This window comes from Corallococcus sp. CA041A (assembly GCF_003612075.1).
Classification (GTDB): Bacteria; Myxococcota; Myxococcia; order Myxococcales; family Myxococcaceae; genus Corallococcus; species Corallococcus exiguus.
The window spans coordinates 1-844 of record NZ_RAWF01000571.1; the positions used below are offsets into that span (position 1 = coordinate 1).

General features: G+C 69.5%; 1 pseudogene. It reads left to right on the plus strand.

Annotated features, from left to right (window positions below):
* The first annotated feature begins 21 nt into the window (after positions 1-21).
* A pseudogene (locus tag D7V77_RS42225) lies at positions 22-842 on the plus strand (IS5 family transposase).
* Positions 843-844: the final 2 nt, after the last annotated feature.

An 844-nucleotide genomic window follows, 5' to 3' on the forward strand; every position in this document is an offset into this window, starting at 1 on the left:
GGAGCCGGGTGTTAGGAGGGCATGAGCCGAGGAGAGCTGACGGACGCCCAATGGGAGCGGCTGGCAGGACTGCTGCCGCCCCAGAAACCCGCGCGGGGCCGACCGAACAAGGACCACCGCGAAGTGCTCGACGGAATCCTCTGGGTGCTGCGCACCGGAGCGCCCTGGCGCGACGTGCCTCGGGAGCAGTTCGGCAGTTGGAAGACGCTCAGCAGCCGATTCTACCGCTGGCAGGAGGCAGGCATCTGGGCGCGGGTGCTGCGGCAGTTGCAGGCCGAAGCGCACGAGGATGAGCACCTGGACTGGACGCTGCACTTCCTGGACGCCAGCGTCATCCGCGCCCACCAGCACGCAGCCGGCGCACGCGGCACGCCGGTAAAAGGGGGGAGGCTGAAGCGCTGGGTCGCAGCCAGGGAGGCTTCTCGACCAAGCTGCATGTCCGGGCGGAGGGCCAGGGGCGGCCGCTCGTCTTCGAGCTGACGGCAGGCCAACGCCATGAGACGCAGGCCTTCAAGGCGCTGATGGCGGGTGGCAGCGTGCCGCGCGCGCACTCACCGGGGGCGCCACGCCGCTTGCCCGACGCCCTCGCGGCGGACAAAGGCTACAGCTACCCCAGCCTCCGCGCCTGGTGCCGCGAACATGGGGTGCACGCCATCATCCCCACTCGCTCGGACCAGCCCCGGCAGCGCACCTTCCGGCGCGCGGCCTACCGCAAACGCTGCCGGGTGGAGTGTCTCTTCAATCGCTTGAAGCAGAACCGGCGGGTGGCGACGCGCTATGAGAAGCGCGCCGCCAACTACCTGGCGATGGTCCATATCGCCTCCATCCGCCTCTGGCTCTAATT